Source organism: Paraburkholderia sp. 2C (assembly GCF_054589215.1).
This window is the reverse complement of record NZ_BAAILL010000016.1, coordinates 64,301-78,691: the sequence shown is the minus strand read 5'-3', so window position 1 is coordinate 78,691 and position 14,391 is coordinate 64,301. Positions and strand designations below refer to the sequence as shown.

The following is a 14,391-nucleotide window of genomic DNA, read 5'->3' as shown; positions in this document are numbered from 1 at the left end:
CGATTCATCGGGCTTTGGGCACCAGGGTTTTGCCCCTGCATTTCGCCTGCGGATTGCCCGCGCGGTTTGCCCGCGCAGTTTGCCCTATAATCAAACGTTTTTTGGGGCAAGCAACCGGCCCCAATTTCGTTTCGCTACATCTTTGTCACATCCTTTCTCGCGCGCACCGCGCACTTTTCAGTCGCCGCCATCCGTCGGCGCATAGTCATGCCAGCCATAGAATTCCGTAACGTCAAGAAGCGCTACAAAAGTCTGCAAGCGCTCAAAGGCGTGAGTCTGACGGTTGAAGAAGGCGAGTTCTTCGGGCTGCTCGGCCCGAACGGCGCGGGCAAGACGACGCTCATCAGCATCCTCGCAGGTCTCGCGCGCGCCGACGAAGGCAGCGTCGCGGTGCGCGGCCATGACGTCGTCGACGATTTCCGTGACGCGCGCCGCGCGCTCGGGGTCGTGCCGCAAGAACTGGTGTTCGATCCGTTTTTCACCGTGCGCGAAACCTTGCGCATTCAGTCCGGCTACTTCGGTCTGCGTCACAACGACGACTGGATCGACGAAGTGATGGCCAATCTCGATCTGACCGAAAAAGCCGATGCCAACATGCGCGCGCTGTCGGGCGGCATGAAACGCCGCGTGCTCGTCGCGCAGGCGCTCGTGCACCGGCCGCCCGTGATCGTGCTCGACGAGCCGACGGCGGGCGTCGACGTCGAATTGCGCCAGACGCTGTGGAAGTTCATCTCGCGCCTGAACCGCGAAGGCCACACCATTGTGCTGACCACGCACTACCTCGAAGAAGCCGAATCGCTGTGCGATCGCATCGCGATGCTGCGGCGGGGCGAAGTCGTCGCGCTCGAGCGCACGAGCGAGTTGCTGCAGCGCTTCGCGGGTCTGCAACTCTTCGTGCGCTTTGCGCAGGGCGTGTTGCCGGTCGAACTGCGCGCGCTCGAAGCCGACCCGGGCGCGGCCAACGCGCGCGAGCATTCGCTGCGCCTGTCGACCTACGACGACGTCGAGCGGATTCTCTCGCAGTGCCGCGCGGCGGGCTGTACATTCGATGAAATCGAGGTGCGCAAGGCGGATCTCGAAGACGTGTTCGTCCAGGTGATGAACGCACCCGAAGTGGTCGAGGGGCTTGCATGAGCGGGTTTCGCACGCTGTTCTACAAGGAGCTTCTGCGGTTCTGGAAGGTGTCGTTCCAGACGGTGCTTGCGCCGATCGTCACCGCGCTGCTGTATCTGATGATCTTCGGTCATGCGCTGCGCGACCATGTGCAGGTGTATAGCGGAGTCGGCTACACGAGCTTCCTGATCCCTGGTCTCGTGATGATGAGCGTGTTGCAGAATGCGTTCGCGAACAGCTCGTCGTCGCTGATTCAATCGAAGATCACCGGTAATCTCGTGTTCGTGCTGCTGCCGCCGCTGTCGCACTGGGAAATGTACGGCGCCTACGTGCTCGCTTCGGTCGCGCGCGGTCTCGCGGTCGGCTTCGGCGTGTTTATCGTGACGATCTGGTTCATTCCGGTGAGCTTCACCGCGCCGCTCTTTATCATTCTGTTCGCGGTGCTCGGGTCGGCGATTCTCGGCACGCTCGGCGTGGTCGCCGGCATCTGGGCCGAGAAGTTCGATCAGCTCGCCGCGTTCCAGAACTTCATCATCGTGCCGCTCACATTCCTGTCGGGCGTGTTCTATTCGACGCATACGCTGCCGCCCGGCTGGCGCGAGGTGTCGCGGCTCAATCCGTTTTTCTACATGATCGATGGCTTTCGCTATGGTTTTTTCGGCCAGTCGGATATCAATCCGTTCGTGAGCCTTGCGATCGTCGCCGCCTTTTTCGTGGTGCTGGCCGTGCTCGCAATGCGTCTGCTCGCAAGCGGCTACAAGCTGCGCCACTAGCCGGCTCGTGAGTCAGCTCGTCAGCCAGCTCGTTTGCCAGCTTATTTGCCAGCTCATTTGCCAAGATAGTTAGGAGCGTCCCATGTTACCGACTCCCGAGCAGATCAAGACTTACATCTCGGCAGGCCTGCCGTGCGAGCATCTCGAAGTCGAGGGCGACGGCCAGCATTTCTTCGCCACCATCGTTTCGCCGAGCTTCGAAGGCAAGCGGCTGATCCAGCGGCATCAGCTCGTCTACGCGGCGCTCGGCGATCGCATGCGCGAAGAAATCCACGCTCTCAGCATGAAAACACTGACGCCTGCCGAGTGGCAGAGCGCGTAATCTGGAACACTAGTGCGTATTACACAAGATAGTCAGGGCGCCGTAAGCGGCGCCGCCCACCTTTCCGCTCATGCGCAAAACGGCGCACGCAACGAACAGGAACCGACAGGCATGGACAAACTCGTCATCGAAGGCGGTCGGAAGTTGGCAGGGGAGATCACCGTTTCGGGCGCGAAGAACGCGGCGCTGCCGATTCTTTGCGCCAGTCTGTTGAGCGCGGACCCGGTCCAGCTCGCGAACGTGCCGAATCTGCAGGACGTGCGCACGACGCTCAAGCTGTTGCGACAGATGGGCGTCGCGGCCGAAATGGCGGAAGACACCGGCAAGGTGATGCTCGATGCGTCGAAGGTGAATAACCTCGTCGCACCGTACGAGCTCGTGAAGACGATGCGCGCGTCGATCCTCGTGCTCGGCCCGCTCGTGGCGCGCTTCGGCGAAGCGAAGGTGTCGCTGCCGGGCGGCTGCGCAATCGGCGCGCGGCCGGTCGATCAGCACATCAAGGGCCTGCAGGCGATGGGCGCCGAGATCACGATCGAACACGGCTTTATCGAAGCGCGGGCGAAGCGGCTCAAGGGCACGCGCATCATCACGGACATGATCACCGTGACGGGCACCGAGAATCTGCTGATGGCGGCCGTGCTCGCCGAAGGCGAAACGGTGCTCGAGAACGCGGCGCGCGAGCCGGAAGTGGCCGACCTGGCGCATCTGCTCGTCGCGATGGGCGCGAAGATCGACGGAATCGGCACGGACCGGCTCGTGATCCAGGGCGTCGACAGGCTGCACGGCGCCGAGCATACGGTGGTGCCGGACCGCATCGAAGCGGGCACCTTCCTGTGCGCGGTCGCGGCCGCCGGCGGCGACGTGATGCTGCGCCACACGCGTCCGCAGACGCTCGAAGCCGTGATCGACAAACTGCGTGAAGCCGGCGTCACGATCGACGAAGGCGAAAACTGGCTGCGTGTGCGGATGAACCAGCGCGCGAAGGCCGTATCGTTCCGCACGTCCGAATACCCGGCGTTTCCGACCGACATGCAGGCGCAATTCATGGCGCTCAATGCGATTGCCGACGGCCCGTCGCGGGTGGTCGAAACGATTTTCGAGAACCGCTTCATGCACGTGCAGGAGCTCAATCGTCTGGGCGCGAACGTCACGATCGACGGCAACACGGCGCTGGTGAACGGCGTCGACACACTCTCGGGCGCGAAGGTGATGGCAACCGATCTTCGCGCGTCGGCGAGCCTCGTGATTGCGGGCCTGTGCGCCGAAGGCGAGACGCTGATCGACCGTATCTATCACCTCGACCGCGGCTACGACCGGATGGAAGTGAAGCTCACGGCGGTCGGCGCCAATGTGCGTCGCATTTCGGGTAAGCAGGTATGAGCGCAGGGCAGTCAAGGGAAACCGCGCCGTCGTCCCGGCAAACCTCTTCTGCGCAGGCCGCCGCCGCGCCGTTGACGCTTGCGTTGTCGAAAGGGCGTATTTTCGAGGAAACGGTGCCGCTGCTTGCGGCCGCCGGCGTGCAGGTGGCTGAAGATCCGGAGTCGTCGCGTAAGCTGATTCTGCCGACCACCGATCCGAACCTGCGCGTGATCATCGTGCGCGCGACCGATGTGCCGACTTACGTCGAATATGGCGCCGCCGATTTCGGCGTGGCGGGCAAGGACGTGCTGATCGAGCACGGCGGCAGCGGTCTGTATCAGCCGACCGATCTCGATATCGCGCGCTGCCGGATGTCGGTCGCGGTGAAGGCCGGTTTCGATTACGCGAACGCGGTGCGCCAGGGGGCGCGCCTGCGCGTCGCAACGAAGTACGTGGAAACCGCGCGCGAGCATTTTGCAGCGAAGGGCGTGCATGTCGACCTGATCAAGCTGTACGGGTCGATGGAACTGGCGCCGCTCGTCGGTCTCGCCGATGCGATCGTCGACCTCGTCAGCTCGGGCGGTACGTTGCGTGCAAACAATCTGGTCGAGGTCGAGGAGATCATGCAGATCTCCTCGCGCCTCGTCGTGAATCAGGCCGCGCTGAAGTTAAAGCGCGCCGCGCTGCGGCCTTTCCTCGACGCGTTCGAACGCGCCTCGAGGCGCGCGGCGTGACGACGTGCGGGCGGCGTCGCGATGCCTGGCCAGGCGCATAGCCAGGTGCAAGGCAAAGCAACCCCGCTCGCGCGGATTACCGAAACGGATACCAGCATGTCTATCAAGATTCGCAAACTCGATTCCAGCGCCGATGGCTTCCAGAAGGCGCTGCACGCGGTGCTCGCGTTCGAGGCGAGCGAAGACGAGGCGATCGAGCGCGCGGTCGCGCAGATCCTCGCCGACGTGAAAGCGCGCGGCGACGCGGCGGTGCTCGAGTACACGAACCGCTTCGACCGGCTCGACGCGAAGCACGTCGCTGCGTTCGAATTGCCGATGTCCGAACTCGAAGCGGCGCTCGAAGGCCTCGAGCCCAAACGCCGTGCGGCGCTCGAAGCCGCGGCCGCGCGCGTGCGCGGGTACCACGAGAAGCAGAAGATCGAATGCGGCAGCCATAGCTGGCAATACGAGGAAACGGACGGCACGGTGCTGGGCCAGAAGGTGACGCCGCTCGATCGTGCGGGCATCTATGTGCCCGGCGGCAAGGCGGCGTATCCGTCTTCGGTGCTGATGAACGCGATTCCGGCGCGCGTGGCCGGCGTGCGCGAGATCGTGATGGTCGTGCCGACGCCCGATGGCGTGAAGAACCCGCTCGTGCTCGCCGCGGCGCTGATCGGGGGCGTCGATCGCGTGTTCACGATCGGCGGTGCGCAGGCGGTCGGCGCGCTTGCTTACGGCACGGAAACGGTGCCGGCCGTCGACAAGATCTGCGGGCCGGGCAATGCGTATGTCGCGTCCGCGAAGCGTCGCGTGTTCGGCACGGTCGGCATCGATATGATCGCGGGACCGTCGGAAATTCTCGTGCTGTGCGACGGCACGACCGATCCGCGCTGGGTTGCGATGGACCTGTTCTCGCAGGCCGAACACGACGAACTCGCGCAGTCCATCCTGCTGTGTCCGGACGATGCGTTTATCGCGCGCGTCGAAGACGCGATCAACGACCTGTTGCCGTCGATGCCGCGCCGCGACGTGATCACCGCGTCGCTGACGAGCCGCGGCGCGCTGGTCAAGGTGCGCGACATGACTGAAGCGTGCGCGATCGCGAACGATATCGCGCCCGAGCACCTCGAGATTTCGGCGCTCGAGCCGCAGCAATGGGCGCAGCAGATTCGTCACGCAGGCGCGATCTTTCTCGGCCGCTATACGAGCGAAAGCCTCGGCGACTACTGCGCGGGCCCGAACCACGTGTTGCCGACCTCGCGTACCGCGCGGTTTTCGTCGCCGCTTGGCGTCTACGATTTCTTCAAGCGCTCGAGCGTGATCGAAGTCAGCGCGGAAGGTGCACAGACGCTCGGTGAGATCGCGGCGGAACTGGCGTACGGCGAAGGGCTGCCCGCGCACGCGCGCAGCGCCGAGTACCGGATGAAGCAGAACGGCTAAACGAAAACGGCCTCACGAGAACGGCTAAAGCCGCACGCTATGACCACACCACAAGACATCATCCGCCGCGACGTGCTCGCGATGACGAGCTATCCGGTGCCGGATGCGACCGGCTATGTGAAGCTCGACGCGATGGAAAACCCGTTCGAGCTGCCGCCGCCGCTTGCCGCGCAACTCGCGGAGCGTCTGTCGGGCGTCGCGCTGAACCGTTATCCGGCGCCGCGTCCCGGTGCGCTGATCGACAAGCTCAAGCGCGTGATGCACATCCCGGCCAACTGCGATGTGCTGCTCGGCAACGGTTCCGACGAGATCCTCAGCATGATGGCGGTGGCGTGCGCACAGCCCGGCGCCAAAGTGCTCGCGCCCGTGCCGGGTTTCGTGATGTACGAGGTCTCGGCGCAGCTCGCGAATCTCGAGTTCGTCGGCGTGCCGCTGAACGCGGACTTCACGCTCGATACCGGCGCGATGCTTGCGGCCATCGAAGCGCATCGGCCGGCTATTGTCTATCTGGCCTACCCGAACAACCCGACCGGCAATCTGTTCGACGAAAACGACATCGAGCGCATCATCGTGGCCGCGAACCGCAGTCTGGTGGTGATCGACGAAGCCTACCAGCCGTTCGCTGAGCGCAGCTGGATGCCGCGCGCAGGCGATTTCGACAATGTCGTCGTGATGCGCACCGTGTCGAAGCTCGGACTGGCCGGCATTCGCCTCGGCTACCTCGCCGGGCGCCCGGCGTGGCTCGCGGAATTCGACAAGGTGCGCCCGCCGTACAACATCAATGTGCTCACGCAGGCAACCGCCGATTTCCTGTTCGACCACACCGACGTGCTCGATGCCCAAGCCGCGCAATTGCGGTCGGAGCGCACGAAATTGTCGCAGGCGGTAGCCGGCCTGCCGGGCGCCCAGGTTTTTCCGAGCGCCGGCAATTTTCTGCTCGTGCGCGTGCCCGATGCGTCCGCGACGTTCGAAACCCTGCTGAGTGCGCGGGTTTTGATCAAAAACGTGAGTAAAATGCACCCATTGCTGGCGAATTGCGTACGTCTCACGGTTGGGTCTCCGCAAGAGAACACGCAATTGCTTGCCGCGCTGAAGCTCGCGCTGCATTAAAGAGTGCGAGCAAGCGGCTCATCTCCCACCCTACCTTTCAAGAAAGCTTCGAGGAATTGTCATGCGCCTTGCGGAAGTCGTTCGCAACACCAGCGAAACGCAGATCCGTGTGAAGATCGATCTGGACGGCACCGGCCAGCAGAAGCTGGCCACCGGCGTGCCGTTCCTCGATCACATGCTCGACCAGATCGCGCGGCATGGACTCGTCGATCTGGACATCGAGGCGCATGGCGACACGCATATCGACGACCACCATACGGTCGAAGACGTCGGTATCACGCTCGGCCAGGCCGTGGCGAAGGCGGTCGGCGACCGGAAGGGCATCCGCCGCTACGGTCACGCGTATGTGCCGCTCGACGAAGCGCTGTCGCGCGTCGTGATCGATTTCTCCGGCCGCCCGGGGCTCGAATTCCATGTGCCGTTCACGCGCGCGCGGATCGGCACCTTCGACGTCGATCTGTCCATCGAATTCTTCCGCGGGTTCGTGAACCACGCGGGCATCACCTTGCATATCGACAATCTGCGCGGCCTCAATGCCCATCATCAGATGGAAACGGTCTTCAAAGCATTCGGCCGGGCGCTGCGCATGGCCGTCGAACTGGACGAACGCGCGGCGGGGCAGATTCCGTCGACCAAGGGCAGCCTCTGACACGAATCCCGGGGCACATTCTCAGGGCGGTCACTTAGGTGGCGCTTCAGGTGGCGCTGCAGGTGGCGCTTCAGGTCGCTCTTCAGGCGGCTCCTCGGGGCACTTGCCTGCCAGAGCGGGCGCCTGAAGCGTTGCCCAACCGGACCGGTGCCGCGTCGACGCGCCCGGCTTGCGATGGACATCCTCAAGTCGTTTATTTCGCTGCTTGCGCTGATCAACCCGGTCGGCGTCGTGCCGTTTTTTCTGAGCCTGACCGCGCAGCAGTCGGAAGCGGAGCAACGGCGCACGATTCGCATCGCATCGATTTCCGTGTTTTGCGTGATCGCGGTGACGTCGCTGTGCGGGCAGCAGATCATCAGCTTTTTCGGCATTTCGATCGGCTCGCTCGAAGTCGGCGGCGGCATCATCATGCTATTGATGGCGATCAGCATGCTCAATGCGCAGATCGGCAATGCGCGCGCGACGCCCGAGGAGCGCTACGAGGCGGAATCGAAGGACAACATCGCGGTCGTGCCGCTCGCGATTCCGCTGCTGACGGGACCCGGATCGATCAGTACGGTCATCGTCTATTCGGCCAGCTTTCGCCATTGGTACGACCGCGTTAGTCTGATCGCTATCGGAGCCGTGCTTGCCGCCATCTGTTTCGTGTCGCTGCGGCTGGCCGAACCGATTGCGCGCTGGGTCGGTCGGACCGGTATCAATATCGGCACGCGGCTCATGGGTCTGATGCTGTCGGCGCTCGCGGTGGAATTTATCGTCGACGGCTTGAAGGCGCTGCTGCCTGCCCTGAAGTAAAACCTGTTGAAGTGAAAACCCTGGTTTGAAATGAAGACTTCGATTGCGATTGTGGATTACGGAATGGGCAACCTGCGCTCGGTTGCGCAGGCGCTGAAAAAAGCGGCGCCCGAGGCGGACGTGGCGATCGTCGATCGCCCCGAGGCGATCCGCGCCGCCGACCGTGTCGTGCTGCCCGGCCAGGGCGCGATGCCCGACTGCATGCGCTCGCTCGGTGAATCCGGTCTGCAGGATGCGGTGCTCGAAGCGTCGCGCAACAAGCCGCTGATGGGCGTCTGCGTGGGCGAGCAGATGCTTTTCGACTGGAGCGCGGAGGGCGACACGCGCGGGCTCGGCCTGCTGCCGGGCAAGGTCGTGCGTTTCGAGCTCGAGGGCCAGCTGCAGGACGACGGTTCGCGCTTCAAGGTGCCGCAAATGGGCTGGAACCGCGTCCATCAGGCGCAGCCGCACCCACTTTGGGACGGCGTGCCGGATCAGAGCTTCTTCTATTTCGTGCACAGTTACTACGTGGTGCCCGACAATGCGGGGCACACGTCGGGCGAAACGATCTACGGCGTGCCGTTCACGTCGGCGGTCGCGCGTGAGAACATCTTCGCTACCCAATTTCACCCGGAAAAAAGTGCGGATGCGGGCTTGCGCGTGTACCGTAATTTCGTGCACTGGAAACCATGAATTCCGCTGTCTTGCGCGATCCGGTTCGTGCGTCCATCCGGCCATTGCGGCGGCGCCCCGACATTAGCAAGGCGGCCGAAAGAGTTGTACTAAACTAGCGGAACGGCTTTGCGCCGGCCGGACCTCAACCCTCTTCCCAGACATCACCCGATTGCTATGCTGCTGATCCCCGCCATCGACCTGAAAGACGGTCAATGTGTTCGCCTCAAACAGGGCGATATGGACCAGGCGACGATATTTTCCGAGGAGCCCGCGGCAATGGCCCGCCATTGGCTCGAGCGCGGCGCGCGGCGCCTGCATCTCGTCGATCTGAATGGCGCATTCGCCGGCAAGCCGCGTAACGAAGAGGCGATTCGCGCAATCATCGAAGAAGTCGGCAGTGAGATTCCGGTACAGCTGGGCGGCGGCATCCGCGATCTGAACACCATCGAGCGCTATCTGGATGACGGCCTCGAATACGTGATCATCGGCACCGCGGCGGTGAAGAACCCCGGGTTTCTGCTCGAAGCGTGTACGGCGTTCGGCGGCCACATCATCGTCGGCCTCGACGCGAAGGACGGCAAGGTGGCCACCGACGGCTGGAGCAAGCTGACCGGCCACGAAGTGGCCGATCTCGCGCGCAAGTTCGAAGACTACGGGTGTGAATCGATCATCTACACGGACATCGGCCGCGATGGCATGATGCAGGGCATCAATATCGAGGCGACCGTGCGTCTTGCGCGCGCGGTGAAGATTCCGGTGATCGCGAGCGGCGGCCTGTCGAATCTCGGCGATATCGAGGCGCTGTGCGAAGTCGAAGACGAGGGCGTCGAAGGCGTGATCTGCGGCCGTGCGATCTACTCGGGCGATCTCGACTTCGCCGCTGCGCAGACGCATGCGGACCGGTTGCGCGAATCGGATGACGCGTGAGCGCCGGCGCCCCGGGTTGTTAGTCGCCAGGCCGCATGATTCATCGATCGCCGTTGTCGTCATCCCGCATTGCAGCGGGTCGTGCGCGGTGGCGGCAGATCGCGCGGCACATCGTGCCGCACGCCGCACGCCGCGCATCATGCAGTACAGCACACCGCTCACCTACGCATCCGCACCATCATGGCCTTAGCTAAACGCATCATCCCGTGTCTCGACGTGACAGCCGGGCGTGTCGTCAAGGGTGTCAACTTTGTCGAGCTGCGCGACGCGGGCGATCCCGTCGAAATCGCGCGCCGCTATGACGACCAGGGCGCCGACGAGCTCACATTCCTCGACATCACCGCGACCTCCGATCAGCGCGATCTGATCCTGCCGATCATCGAAGCGGTTGCCGCGCAGGTATTCATTCCGCTGACGGTCGGCGGCGGTGTGCGCGCGGTCGAAGACGTGCGGCGCTTGCTCAACGCCGGCGCGGACAAGATCAGCATCAATTCGTCGGCGATCGCGAATCCGCAGCTCGTGCGCGATGCGACGAACAAATACGGCTCGCAGTGCATCGTCGTCGCGATCGACGCGAAGCGCGTGTCGGCCGATGGCGAGCCGCCGCGCTGGGAAGTGTTCACGCACGGCGGGCGCAAGGCGACCGGTCTCGATGCAATCGAATGGGCGCGCAAGATGGCCGAGTTCGGGGCCGGCGAAATCCTGCTCACCAGCATGGATCGCGACGGCACGAAAAGCGGCTTCGATCTCGCGTTGACGCGCGCAGTGTCGGATGCCGTGCCGGTACCGGTGATCGCGTCGGGTGGCGTCGGCTCGCTGGCTCACCTTGCGGACGGCATCACGGACGGCCATGCCGACGCCGTGCTGGCCGCGAGCATCTTCCACTATGGCGAACATACCGTCGGCGAAGCCAAGCGCTTCATGGCCGAGCGGGGCATTTCAGTGAGGCTGTGACGTGGTGAACGCTTCGGGTGTCGACTGGCTCGACAAGGTCAAATGGGACGCGAACGGCCTCGTGCCGGTCATCGCGCAGGAAGCTGCGACGAACGACGTGCTGATGTTCGCGTGGATGAATCGCGAGGCGCTCGCGAAGACGGTCGAAACCGGCCGCGCCGTGTATTTTTCGCGCTCGCGTCAGCGGCTGTGGTTCAAGGGCGAGGAGTCCGGCCATGTGCAGCATGTGCACGAAGTGCGGCTCGATTGCGACGAAGATGTCGTGCTGCTCAAGGTCGAGCAGGTATCGGGCATTGCGTGCCACACGGGCCGCCACTCGTGCTTCTTCCAGAAATTCGAAGGCTCGGTCGACGATGGCGAGTGGGTCGCCGTCGATCCAGTACTGAAAGATCCCGAACACATCTACAAATGACGCAAGCACACACGCACGACACGCTGCTGCGCCTCGCGGCGATTATCGACAGCCGCAAGGGCGGCGATCCCGAGACTTCCTACGTGTCGCGCCTTTTTCACAAGGGCGACGACGCGGTGCTGAAAAAGATCGGCGAAGAGGCGACCGAAGTCGCGCTCGCCGCGAAAGATGTGCGCCACGGCCGCGAGGCCAAGGCGCTCGTCTACGAGATGGCCGATCTGTGGTTTCATTGTCTGGTGGCGCTGTCGCATTTCGACCTGAGCCCGGCCGATGTGCTCGCCGAACTCGAGCGGCGCGAGGGCCTCTCGGGGATCGAGGAAAAGGCGTTGCGCAAGAGCCGCGACCGCGAGCACAACGGCGATTGAAGCCGCGCGGCGCGCCGCAGTGCATGAACGTTGCACGCAGCCGATCGCATAAACACGCTTCTGATCGCACCTGAAGGAGGACGCAACATGGAGCAGTCGCATAGCGGATATCCGCCGCCGACGTACCAGAGCGCGGTCGAAATCGACCGCCAGCGCGGCCTGCGCACGCTGACGCACGTGCTGTATGCGCTCTACGCGGTGTATTGGCTGACGGGCGGCATTTCCGTGCTGGTGGCGATCATCATCAACTATCTGAAGCGCGCCGAAACGGTCGGCACGCCGTACGAGGCGCATTTCGAGTGGCAGATCCGCACGTTCTGGATGGGCCTGATCGGCCATCTGATCGGCGTGGCGCTTTTTATCGTGCTGATCGGCGTGCCGATTCTATGGGCTGTCGCGATCTGGACGTTGTACCGTATTATCAAAGGCTGGCTGTATCTATACGACAATAAGCCGCTGCAAAACGCTCGCGCCTGGTTCTAGCGCTGAGCGCTCGGCGGTAAAGCATGCGCCGGCAGCCGCGCCACGCAAAATCGGGGAACCACGCATCAGCATCGGGAAGACCATGAGCCACGATCCGAACTGCCTTTTCTGCAAGATCGCCGCAGGCGAAATTCCGTCGACTAAAGTTCATGAAGACGATGAATTCGTCGCGTTCCGCGATATCCGGCCGGCTGCCGATACTCACGTACTAGTGATCCCACGCAAACATATCGCCACACTGACCGATTGCCACGAGGGCGACGCGCCGCTGCTTGGTAGAATGCTTGTATTGGTGGCGCGCCTTGCGGACAAGCTGGGCGTCGCGTACACGGGCGGCGAAACGGGCTTCCGGACGGTAATCAATACCGGTCCGGGCGGCGGTCAGGAGGTCTATCATCTGCACGCGCATGTGCTGGCCGGCCCGCGGCCGTGGCTGCGCATGGGATGACATATGTTCATCACCGAACGGCGGCGATACTGTCGGTCCCCGATAGTTGCGGTGGTCGGTGGCGAACCTGGTGGTGAACCGGAATACCGGTTTAGTTTAAAAAGCAGAGAGTGGACGGAGTACCGTCGCTTCGAGTCGGGCCGCAAGGCTTAAGGGTTTTCTTCACGTCGGTGGGCGACGGGAGACAAGGAGAGTTTTCATGGGTTCGTTGAGTATCTGGCATTGGCTGATCGTTCTGCTGATCGTCGCTCTGGTGTTCGGCACGAAGAAGCTGCGCAATATCGGCAGCGATCTGGGCGGCGCGGTGAAGGGGTTCAAGGAAGGAATGAAGGACCCGGACGCCCCGGCTGACGCGCAGGCGCAGCAGCGTGAACTGCCGCGCGCGGGCACGATCGACGTCGACGCGAAAGAAAAGGCCACGCATTCGGGCGACTCGCGCTAAGCCGGTGGTTCGTACGGCGCACTGACGGGAAGCTCATCGATGCTGGATCTCGGTCTCACCAAGATGGCGTTGATCGGCGTGGTCGCGCTGGTCGTGCTCGGCCCTGAGCGGCTGCCGCGCGTCGCCCGCACCGCGGGCGCGCTATTCGGCCGCGCGCAGCGCTATATCAACGACGTGAAGGCTGAAGTCACGCGTGAAATCGAGCTCGACGAGCTGCGGCGGATGAAAACCGAATTCGAATCGGCCGCGCACAACGTCGAATCGACAATTCACGACAACCTGCGCAAGCACGAAACCGAGCTGAACGAGGCGTGGCAAGCGGGGACGTCGGTTTCGCCGAGCATTGCGGGAAGCGGCGGCGATGGCGGCGCTTCTTCGGCTTCGAGCAGTTCTTCGACCTCGTCGTGGAACGGCTTCGGCACGACCACGCCAATGAGCGCGCCGAAGCGCAAGAACTGGCGCATCAAACAGACGGCCACACCGTCGTGGTACAAACGTGCGACCGCGCGCCGTACGCACGTGCAATCGGGCGCCGCCCGCGTGGCGCGCCACAAGCCGGCCAGCATGCGGCGCACGACGCGCTTCTTCTGATAACTCGTGAATCCATCTCCTACCGAGGGCCGGTGTGAGCGACCCCCAGCACAAGCAGAACGAAGGTCCTGAAGAGACCTTCATCTCCCATCTCGTCGAACTGCGCAACCGCATCATGCGCGCCGGCATTGCGGTGATTGTCGTATTCGTGGGGCTCGTCTACTGGGCGCCCGACATCTTCAGGCTGCTCGCGCGGCCGCTGATGATGAACCTGCCGAAGGACGGCAAGATGATCGTCACCGATGTGACCGGCTCGTTCTTCGTGCCGATGAAGGTGACGATGCTCGTCGCTTTCGTCATCGCGTTGCCGATCGTGCTGTACCAGATCTGGGCGTTCGTCGCGCCGGGACTCTATCAGCACGAGAAGAAACTCGTGATGCCGCTGGTCAGCAGCAGCTATGTGCTGTTTCTGTGCGGGATGGCCTTTGCGTACTTCGTCGTGTTTCCGACCATCTTCCGCGTGATGGCGCACTACAACGCGCCGCTCGGCGCGGAAATGACCACCGATATCGACAACTACCTGAGCTTCGTGCTGACGATGTTTCTTGCGTTCGGCGTGACGTTCGAGGTGCCGATCGTTGTCGTGCTGCTCGTGCGCATGGGCGTGCTGACGGTGCAAAAGCTCAAGCAGATCCGTCCGTATGTGGTGGTGGGAGCGTTTGTCGTGTCGGCGGTCGTGACGCCGCCCGACGTGTTCTCGCAACTGATTCTGGCCATTCCGCTGATCGTTCTGTACGAGGCGGGCATTATCGCGGCGCGGCTCTTCGTCAATAAGCCGGCAATGGCGGCGGAGAAAGAGGGTGAGGGTAACGCGGCGCCCTGATGCGGCGCGCGGGCAGCC

At 63.3% G+C, this 14,391-nt stretch carries 18 protein-coding genes and 2 pseudogenes; all 20 read left to right on the top strand.

The window, feature by feature from the left end; genetic code table 11:
- Window positions 1-207: 207 nt before the first annotated feature.
- The 20 genes and pseudogenes from ACYPXD_RS04230 to tatC all read left to right on the top strand — a co-directional run bounded on the left by ACYPXD_RS04230 (window position 208) and on the right by tatC (window position 14,373).
- A complete protein-coding gene (locus tag ACYPXD_RS04230; RefSeq protein WP_459707843.1) occupies window positions 208-1,134 on the top strand; it encodes an ABC transporter ATP-binding protein in 927 nt (308 codons plus the stop codon).
- Window positions 1,131-1,886 carry an ABC transporter permease gene (locus ACYPXD_RS04225; protein ID WP_459707841.1) on the top strand — a complete coding sequence of 252 codons (756 nt, stop codon included), beginning with the start codon at window positions 1,131-1,133 and terminating at the stop codon, window positions 1,884-1,886. The genes ACYPXD_RS04230 and ACYPXD_RS04225 overlap by 4 nt, the downstream gene beginning before the upstream one ends.
- An 82-nt stretch (window positions 1,887-1,968) precedes the next feature.
- Window positions 1,969-2,208: a BolA family protein gene (locus tag ACYPXD_RS04220; protein WP_219798759.1), complete on the top strand. Its 240-nt coding sequence runs from the start codon at window positions 1,969-1,971 to the stop codon at window positions 2,206-2,208.
- Between the two features lie 111 nt (window positions 2,209-2,319).
- Window positions 2,320-3,588, top strand: a complete 1,269-nt coding sequence (gene murA, locus ACYPXD_RS04215; RefSeq protein ID WP_459707837.1) for a UDP-N-acetylglucosamine 1-carboxyvinyltransferase — start codon at window positions 2,320-2,322, stop codon at window positions 3,586-3,588.
- Window positions 3,585-4,301, top strand: coding sequence for an ATP phosphoribosyltransferase (hisG, locus tag ACYPXD_RS04210; RefSeq protein ID WP_459707835.1), 717 nt, complete (start codon window positions 3,585-3,587; stop codon window positions 4,299-4,301). Before murA ends, hisG begins: the two co-directional genes overlap by 4 nt.
- Before the next feature lie 96 nt (window positions 4,302-4,397).
- Window positions 4,398-5,720 carry a histidinol dehydrogenase gene (gene hisD / locus ACYPXD_RS04205; RefSeq protein WP_459707833.1) on the top strand — a complete coding sequence of 441 codons (1,323 nt, stop codon included), beginning with the start codon at window positions 4,398-4,400 and terminating at the stop codon, window positions 5,718-5,720.
- A 39-nt stretch (window positions 5,721-5,759) separates the two neighbouring features.
- Window positions 5,760-6,830: a histidinol-phosphate transaminase gene (gene hisC, locus ACYPXD_RS04200; protein WP_459707830.1), complete on the top strand. Its 1,071-nt coding sequence runs from the start codon at window positions 5,760-5,762 to the stop codon at window positions 6,828-6,830.
- 61 nt (window positions 6,831-6,891) lie between these two features.
- Window positions 6,892-7,479 carry an imidazoleglycerol-phosphate dehydratase HisB gene (hisB, locus tag ACYPXD_RS04195; protein ID WP_459707826.1) on the top strand — a complete coding sequence of 196 codons (588 nt, stop codon included), beginning with the start codon at window positions 6,892-6,894 and terminating at the stop codon, window positions 7,477-7,479.
- 174 nt (window positions 7,480-7,653) lie between these two features.
- Window positions 7,654-8,274 (top strand): YchE family NAAT transporter, encoded by a 621-nt coding sequence (locus ACYPXD_RS04190; protein WP_075158299.1) that lies wholly within the window; start codon window positions 7,654-7,656, stop codon window positions 8,272-8,274.
- A 30-nt stretch (window positions 8,275-8,304) separates the two neighbouring features.
- Window positions 8,305-8,946 carry an imidazole glycerol phosphate synthase subunit HisH gene (gene hisH, locus ACYPXD_RS04185; protein WP_459707823.1) on the top strand — a complete coding sequence of 214 codons (642 nt, stop codon included), beginning with the start codon at window positions 8,305-8,307 and terminating at the stop codon, window positions 8,944-8,946.
- A 156-nt stretch (window positions 8,947-9,102) separates the two neighbouring features.
- A complete protein-coding gene (hisA, locus tag ACYPXD_RS04180) occupies window positions 9,103-9,855 on the top strand; it encodes a 1-(5-phosphoribosyl)-5-[(5-phosphoribosylamino)methylideneamino]imidazole-4-carboxamide isomerase (RefSeq protein ID WP_459707821.1) in 753 nt (250 codons plus the stop codon).
- Window positions 9,856-10,035: 180 nt separating this feature from the next.
- Window positions 10,036-10,809 carry an imidazole glycerol phosphate synthase subunit HisF gene (gene hisF / locus ACYPXD_RS04175; RefSeq protein ID WP_459707819.1) on the top strand — a complete coding sequence of 258 codons (774 nt, stop codon included), beginning with the start codon at window positions 10,036-10,038 and terminating at the stop codon, window positions 10,807-10,809.
- 1 nt (window position 10,810) lies between these two features.
- Window positions 10,811-11,221 (top strand): phosphoribosyl-AMP cyclohydrolase, encoded by a 411-nt coding sequence (hisI, locus tag ACYPXD_RS04170; RefSeq protein WP_219798769.1) that lies wholly within the window; start codon window positions 10,811-10,813, stop codon window positions 11,219-11,221.
- Window positions 11,218-11,586 (top strand): phosphoribosyl-ATP diphosphatase, encoded by a 369-nt coding sequence (locus ACYPXD_RS04165; RefSeq protein WP_459707817.1) that lies wholly within the window; start codon window positions 11,218-11,220, stop codon window positions 11,584-11,586. Before hisI ends, ACYPXD_RS04165 begins: the two co-directional genes overlap by 4 nt.
- Window positions 11,587-11,673: 87 nt before the next feature.
- Complete coding sequence (locus ACYPXD_RS04160) at window positions 11,674-12,069, top strand: DUF4870 family protein (protein WP_459707813.1); 396 nt, start codon at window positions 11,674-11,676, stop codon at window positions 12,067-12,069.
- An 82-nt stretch (window positions 12,070-12,151) separates the two neighbouring features.
- Entirely contained in the window at window positions 12,152-12,517 is a 366-nt protein-coding gene (locus ACYPXD_RS04155) for a histidine triad nucleotide-binding protein (RefSeq protein WP_459707810.1), read from the top strand.
- Between the two features lie 199 nt (window positions 12,518-12,716).
- The gene (tatA, locus tag ACYPXD_RS04150; RefSeq protein WP_459707808.1) at window positions 12,717-12,959 is read left to right on the top strand and encodes a Sec-independent protein translocase subunit TatA; all 243 of its coding nucleotides are present in this window, start codon (window positions 12,717-12,719) and stop codon (window positions 12,957-12,959) included.
- Between the two features lie 39 nt (window positions 12,960-12,998).
- Window positions 12,999-13,275 (top strand): annotated as a pseudogene (gene tatB, locus ACYPXD_RS04145) (Sec-independent protein translocase protein TatB); the annotation flags it as partial.
- A gap of 119 nt (window positions 13,276-13,394) precedes the next feature.
- A pseudogene (tatB, locus tag ACYPXD_RS04140) lies at window positions 13,395-13,550 on the top strand (Sec-independent protein translocase protein TatB); the annotation flags it as partial.
- A gap of 34 nt (window positions 13,551-13,584) precedes the next feature.
- Entirely contained in the window at window positions 13,585-14,373 is a 789-nt protein-coding gene (gene tatC / locus ACYPXD_RS04135) for a twin-arginine translocase subunit TatC (protein ID WP_459707804.1), read from the top strand.
- The last annotated feature ends 18 nt before the right edge of the window (window positions 14,374-14,391 follow it).

Excerpts from the sequence above, each read along its gene's own strand:
- ACYPXD_RS04230 (WP_459707843.1), top strand. The coding sequence starts at position 208 with ATGCCAGCCATAGAATTCCGTAACGTCAAGAAGCGCTACAAAAGTCTG.
- ACYPXD_RS04225 (WP_459707841.1), top strand. The coding sequence starts at position 1,131 with ATGAGCGGGTTTCGCACGCTGTTCTACAAGGAGCTTCTGCGGTTCTGG.
- ACYPXD_RS04220 (WP_219798759.1), top strand. The coding sequence starts at position 1,969 with ATGTTACCGACTCCCGAGCAGATCAAGACTTACATCTCGGCAGGCCTG.
- murA (WP_459707837.1), top strand. The coding sequence starts at position 2,320 with ATGGACAAACTCGTCATCGAAGGCGGTCGGAAGTTGGCAGGGGAGATC.
- hisG (WP_459707835.1), top strand. The coding sequence starts at position 3,585 with ATGAGCGCAGGGCAGTCAAGGGAAACCGCGCCGTCGTCCCGGCAAACC.
- hisD (WP_459707833.1), top strand. The coding sequence starts at position 4,398 with ATGTCTATCAAGATTCGCAAACTCGATTCCAGCGCCGATGGCTTCCAG.
- hisC (WP_459707830.1), top strand. The coding sequence starts at position 5,760 with ATGACCACACCACAAGACATCATCCGCCGCGACGTGCTCGCGATGACG.
- hisB (WP_459707826.1), top strand. The coding sequence starts at position 6,892 with ATGCGCCTTGCGGAAGTCGTTCGCAACACCAGCGAAACGCAGATCCGT.
- ACYPXD_RS04190 (WP_075158299.1), top strand. The coding sequence starts at position 7,654 with ATGGACATCCTCAAGTCGTTTATTTCGCTGCTTGCGCTGATCAACCCG.
- hisH (WP_459707823.1), top strand. The coding sequence starts at position 8,305 with ATGAAGACTTCGATTGCGATTGTGGATTACGGAATGGGCAACCTGCGC.
- hisA (WP_459707821.1), top strand. The coding sequence starts at position 9,103 with ATGCTGCTGATCCCCGCCATCGACCTGAAAGACGGTCAATGTGTTCGC.
- hisF (WP_459707819.1), top strand. The coding sequence starts at position 10,036 with ATGGCCTTAGCTAAACGCATCATCCCGTGTCTCGACGTGACAGCCGGG.
- ACYPXD_RS04165 (WP_459707817.1), top strand. The coding sequence starts at position 11,218 with ATGACGCAAGCACACACGCACGACACGCTGCTGCGCCTCGCGGCGATT.
- ACYPXD_RS04160 (WP_459707813.1), top strand. The coding sequence starts at position 11,674 with ATGGAGCAGTCGCATAGCGGATATCCGCCGCCGACGTACCAGAGCGCG.
- ACYPXD_RS04155 (WP_459707810.1), top strand. The coding sequence starts at position 12,152 with ATGAGCCACGATCCGAACTGCCTTTTCTGCAAGATCGCCGCAGGCGAA.
- tatA (WP_459707808.1), top strand. The coding sequence starts at position 12,717 with ATGGGTTCGTTGAGTATCTGGCATTGGCTGATCGTTCTGCTGATCGTC.